This window comes from Achromobacter sp. (genome assembly GCF_036567245.1).
GTDB lineage: Bacteria > Pseudomonadota > Gammaproteobacteria > Burkholderiales > Burkholderiaceae_B > Achromobacter.
This window is the reverse complement of the sequence record NZ_DATCUY010000707.1, coordinates 1-5,142: the sequence shown is the minus strand read 5'-3', so window position 1 is coordinate 5,142 and position 5,142 is coordinate 1. Positions and strand designations below refer to the sequence as shown.

General features: G+C 68.1%; 5 protein-coding genes. 4 read left to right on the top strand and 1 reads right to left on the bottom strand.

What is annotated here, in order from left to right; genetic code table 11:
• The first annotated feature begins 1 nt into the window (after position 1).
• The 4 genes from VIR09_RS30525 to VIR09_RS30510 all read left to right on the top strand — a co-directional run bounded on the left by VIR09_RS30525 (position 2) and on the right by VIR09_RS30510 (position 4,890).
• Positions 2 to 1,702 carry a putative 2-aminoethylphosphonate ABC transporter permease subunit gene (locus VIR09_RS30525; protein ID WP_332016277.1) on the top strand — a complete coding sequence of 567 codons (1,701 nt, stop codon included), beginning with the start codon at positions 2 to 4 and terminating at the stop codon, positions 1,700 to 1,702.
• Positions 1,703 to 1,725: 23 nt separating this feature from the next.
• The gene (phnX, locus tag VIR09_RS30520) at positions 1,726 to 2,547 is read left to right on the top strand and encodes a phosphonoacetaldehyde hydrolase (RefSeq protein ID WP_332016276.1); all 822 of its coding nucleotides are present in this window, start codon (positions 1,726 to 1,728) and stop codon (positions 2,545 to 2,547) included.
• A 95-nt stretch (positions 2,548 to 2,642) separates the two neighbouring features.
• A complete protein-coding gene (locus VIR09_RS30515; protein WP_332016275.1) occupies positions 2,643 to 3,665 on the top strand; it encodes a putative 2-aminoethylphosphonate ABC transporter substrate-binding protein in 1,023 nt (340 codons plus the stop codon).
• A gap of 94 nt (positions 3,666 to 3,759) precedes the next feature.
• The gene (locus VIR09_RS30510) at positions 3,760 to 4,890 is read left to right on the top strand and encodes a TIGR03364 family FAD-dependent oxidoreductase (protein WP_332016274.1); all 1,131 of its coding nucleotides are present in this window, start codon (positions 3,760 to 3,762) and stop codon (positions 4,888 to 4,890) included.
• A 74-nt stretch (positions 4,891 to 4,964) separates the two neighbouring features.
• On the opposite strand, the gene VIR09_RS30505 is transcribed toward VIR09_RS30510, so the two are convergent.
• A partial coding sequence (locus VIR09_RS30505; RefSeq protein ID WP_332016278.1) for an SRPBCC family protein occupies positions 4,965 to 5,142 on the bottom strand: 178 nt, incomplete at its 5' end.

Sequence of the window (5,142 nt, the reverse complement as noted above, 5' to 3'; positions counted from 1 at the left end):
GATGCTGGGCCGCCGCCCGCTGCCGGCCTGGATCGGCGCACTCGGCTTCGCTGCCGGGCAGGGCGCTCTGGCGCTGGGCCTGCTGCTGTTCCTGGCGCTGCCGCTGGCTGCGATCCTGATCAGGTCGGTGACCGACAGCGACGGCGCCTGGGCCGGCTTGTCGGTGCTGACGGGCATCATCGGGGGCGACGGCTTCATGTCCATGGTCGCGCGCAGCCTCGCGGTAGGCGTCGTGACCACGCTGCTGGTCGTGCCCTGCGCCTACGGATTCGCCTACGGCCTGACGCGCACGCGACTGCCGGGCAAGGGTCTGCTGCGCACCGTCGCCTTATTGCCGCTGCTGGCGCCGTCGTTGCTGCCGGGCATTGCGCTGGTGTACCTGCTGGGCAACCAGGGCCTGTTCAAGGCCCTGACCGGCGGCGCCACCATCTACGGCTTCTGGGGCATCGTCGTGGGCGAGGCGTTCTATACCTTCCCGCACGCGCTCATGATTCTCCTGACCGGCCTGGCCCTGGCCGACGGCCGTCTCTACGACGCTGCGCGCGCCATGGGCGCCGGTCCCTGGCGGACCTTCCTGACGGTAACCCTGCCGGGCACCCGCTATGCCGTGTTCTCGGCCTGCTGCGTGGTGTTCACGCTGACGGTGACCGACTTCGGCGTGCCCAAGGTCGTGGGCGGCGATTACAACGTGCTGGCGATGGAAGCCTACAAGGCCGTGGTCGGCCAGCAGAATTTCCCCAAGGGCGCGGCCATCGGCATTTTGCTGCTGCTCCCGGCGATCCTGACCTTCGCCCTGGACCGGCGCCTGCGCGCCCGCCAGGGCGCCCAGATGAGCGGCCGGGCCCAGCCCTACGCCGCGGGCCCCAACCGCCGCCGCGATGCCGCCTTCCTGGCGCTGGCCGGCGTGCTGGCGGCGTTCCTGCTGCTGATCATCGGCGTGGCGGTGTGGGCGTCCTTCGTGAAGATGTGGCCCTACAACCTGTCGATGTCGCTGCGTTCGTATGACTTCGACAATATGGACGGCGGCGGCTGGCTGGCCTGGCGCAACAGCCTGCAACTGGCGTTCTGCACCGCCCTGATCGGTACGGCCGTGGTCTTCACGGGCGCATGGATGATGGAGAAGGTGCCTGCCCGCGGCCAAATGGCGCGAGGCCTGCGCGGCATGGTCGGCATGCTGGCGCTGATGCCCATGGCCGTGCCTGGCCTGGTGCTGGGCCTGGGCTACATCTTCTTCTTCAACAGCCTGTCGAACCCGCTGAACGTGCTGTACGGCACCATGCCGCTGCTGGTCCTGTGCACCGTCATCCACTTCTATACCAGTGCGCACCTGACGGCCGCCACCGCGCTCAACGCGCTGGATCCCGAATTCGAAGCGGCCTCCGCCTCGCTGAAGGTGCCGCGCCTGACGACCTTCCTGCGCGTGACCTTGCCGATGTGCCTGCCGGCGGCGCTGGACGTGGCCCGCTATCTGTTTGTCTCCGCCATGACGACGGTGTCCGCGGTCGTATTCCTGTACAGCCCTTCGACGGTACTGGCCGCGGTCGCGGTGCTGAACATGGACGACGCCGGCTTCATCGGCCCCGCCGCCGCCATGTGCACCGTGATCATGGCCAGCTCGGCCGTCGCTGCCCTGGTCCTGCATCTGGCCAGCCGCGCGCTGGTGGCGCGCAGCCAGGCCTGGCGCCGGCCCGCGGCTCATTGAACAATTTTTCAAGGAAGACCCTCATGACTGTTTCGCCTTTGCCCGTCCGCCTGGAAGCGGTGATCTTCGACTGGGCCGGCACGCTGGTCGACTTCGGATCCTTCGCGCCCACCAAGGTGTTCGTGGACGCGTTCTCGCAGTTCGGCGTGGAAATGTCGCTGGCGCAGGCCCGCGGTCCGATGGGCATGGGCAAGTGGGACCACATCCGCACGCTCTGCAACGATGCTGCCATCGCTGGCCAGTACCAGGCCCAGTTCGGCCGCCTGCCCACCGATGACGACGTGACCGCCATCTACGATCGCTTCCTGCCGATGCAGCTGGACAAGGTTGCCCAGTATTCCGCGGCGATCCCCGGCGCGGCCGAACTGCTGCGCGCCCTGCGCCAGCACGGCCTGAAGATCGGCTCCTGCTCGGGCTATCCCGCCAGCGTCATGCGCCGCGTGGTCGAGCGCGCCGCCTCCGAAGGCCTGGAGCCCGACTGCATCGTTGCCAGCGACGACGTGCCGCGTGCCCGGCCGGCGCCCGCGATGGCCCTGAAGAACGTGGTCGAACTCGGCCTGTCCGACGTGGCCGCCTGCGTCAAGGTCGACGATACCGCGCCCGGCATCGAGGAAGGGCGCCGCGCCGGCATGTGGACCGTCGGCCTGCTGCTGTCGGGCAACGCCGCCGGCCTGACGCTGGAGGAATACCTGAGCCTGGACGACGCCGGCCGCCAGAAGGCGCGCACCGCCGCCAGCCTGGAGCTGTCGCCCGCCGCGCCGCATTACCTGATCGACACCGTCGCCGACCTGCCCGCGGTGATCGCCGACATCGAATCACGTTTGTCCGCGGGCCAGCGCCCCTAACCGTTCCATCACCTGTCTGCACCGCCTGACGGGGCCGGCCCAGGCCAGCCCCGGGGCCTTTCTCAGCCTTTTTCCGCCTACCAACGGAGTACTTCATGAATCGCTACAAGCTGCTTGCACTGGCCGCCGCCCTGACGGGCGTGATGGGCGCCGCCTCCGCCGAGACCACCCTGACGGTCTACACCGCGCTCGAAGCCGACCAGATCAAGGCCTACCAGGCCGCGTTCGAGAAGGCCAATCCCGACATCAAGATCCAGTGGGTGCGCGACTCCACCGGCATCATCACCGCCAAGCTGCTGGCCGAAAAGAACAACCCCAAGGCCGACGCCGTCTGGGGCCTGGCCGGCACCTCGCTGGGCCTGATGGACAAGGAAGGCATGCTGCAGCCCTACGCCCCCAAGGGCCTGGACCAGATCGCCGCCAACATGCGCGATGCCAAGGCCGAGCCCAGCTGGGTCGGCATGGACGGCTTCGCCGCCGCCATCTGCTTCAACACCATCGAAGCCGAAAAGCAGAAGCTGCCCAAGCCCACGTCGTGGCAGGACCTGACCAAGCCGGTGTACGCCGGCAAGATCGTGATGCCGAACCCGGCTTCGTCGGGCACCGGCTTCCTGGACGTCAGCGCCTGGCTGCAGATCTTCGGTGAAGAGAAGGGCTGGGCCTACATGGATGCCTTGCACAAGAACATCGGTTCGTACACGCACTCGGGTTCCAAGCCGTGCAACATGGCCGCCGCCGGCGAGTTCCCGATCGGCGTGTCGTTCGACTACCGCGCCGCCAAGCTGAAGGCCGACGGCGCGCCGGTCGAAGCCGTGTTCCCCTCGGAAGGCCTGGGCTGGGAAGTGGAAGCCACCGCCATCATGAAGGGCACCAAGAACCTGGAAGCCGCCCGCAAGCTGGCCGACTTCTCCGCGAGCCGCGAGGCCAACGAGCTGTACAAGGCCAACTTCGCCGTGCTGGCCATCCCGTCGATCGCCACGTCCAACCCGAACCTGCCGGCCGACCTGATGCAGCGCATGATCAAGAACGACTTCACCTGGGCCGCCACCAACCGCGACCGCATCATCGCCGAATGGACCAAGCGCTACGACGGCAAGTCCGAGCCGAAGAAGAAGTAAGTCCGTTTGATTGCGGCGGCGCTGGCCGCCGCCGCACCCCGGGGGCGCTCGTCAGGGTGGCTCCCGCCGCATTTCCCTGTGCAATGTTCCACAGATGAAAAATTTCGACGTAGTCGTGGTGGGCGCCGGCATGCTTGGCATCGCCCACGCCTGGGCCGCCGCCAAGCGCGGCCTGTCGGTGGCCGTGATCGAGCGCAGCCGCCAGGCGCATGGCGCCACCATCCGCAACTTCGGCCAGGTCATCGTGACGGGCCAGGCGCCGGGCATGATGCTGTCGCACGCCCAGCAGGCGCGCGAGCTATGGCTGGAACTGGCCGGCCGCGCGGGCTTCCATGTGCGCGCCAATGGCGCCCTGGTGCTGGCGCGCAATGCCGAAGAAGCGGACGTGCTGCAGGAGTTCGCCGACACGCGCATGCGCCAGGAAGGCTATCGCGCCGACTTGCTGTCGGGTCGCGAGGTGGCTCGGCTATATGGCGGCCAGCTGGCGCACCACTGCGCGGGCCTGCAAGGGCATGACGATCTGCAGATCTATTCGCGCGAGGCGCTGCCCGCCATCACACGCTATCTGGCGGAATCGCTGGGCGTGACGTTCGTCACCGGCACGCTGGCGCGCGCGGTCGAAGGCGGACTGGTGTGCACCTCGGCGGGCGAGTTCAAGGGCGGGCACGTGTTCGTCTGCCCAGGACACGACTACCTGACGCTGCTGCCCGAGCGCTTCGCACCGATGAATCTGGAGGTCACGCGCCTGCAGATGCTGCGCGCCGCGTTCGAAACCCATCCTATCGCGCTGGACCGCCCGCTGCTGACCGGCCTGTCCTGCGTGCACTACGGCGCGTTCTCCGACCTGCCGTCGGCGCTGGCGCTGCGCGACGTGATCCAGGCGCGCACGCCCATGCTGCTGGAAAACGGCATCCATCTGCTGATCAGCCCCACGCCCTATGGCGAGCTGATCATCGGCGATTCGCACCGCTACGGCCAGGACGCGCCGCCGTTCAACGACGAGGCGGTCGACGACGCCATGCTGGACCTGGCGTCCCAGGCCCTGGGCGCGCGCTTGCGCGTGCTGGAGCGCTGGCAGGGCGTCTATGGCGCGCATGGCCCGGCGCCGTTCTCCGTCATGCCGGTGGACCTGGCCACGACGGTGGCGGTAATGCATTCGGGCGTAGGCATGACGGTGGGACTGGCCATTGGCGAACGCACGGTGGCCAGCGTGCTGGGCCGCTGAGTCCGGCGCCGGGAAAAACAAAGGCCTCGCGGATGCGAGGCCTTTGCGTTTGGGGGCGGTGCCGAAGCGTGGCTTCAGACCCGCTCCTGCATGATGCGGCGATACCATTCATGGAAGTGCTGCATGCCGTCTTCCATGGGCGACTGGTAGGGGCCGGTTTCGTTCACGCCGCGCAGCATCAGCGCCTTGCGGCCCGCGTCCATGCGCTCGGCGATCTCGTCGTCCTCGATGGCCGTTTCCATGTAGGCGGCG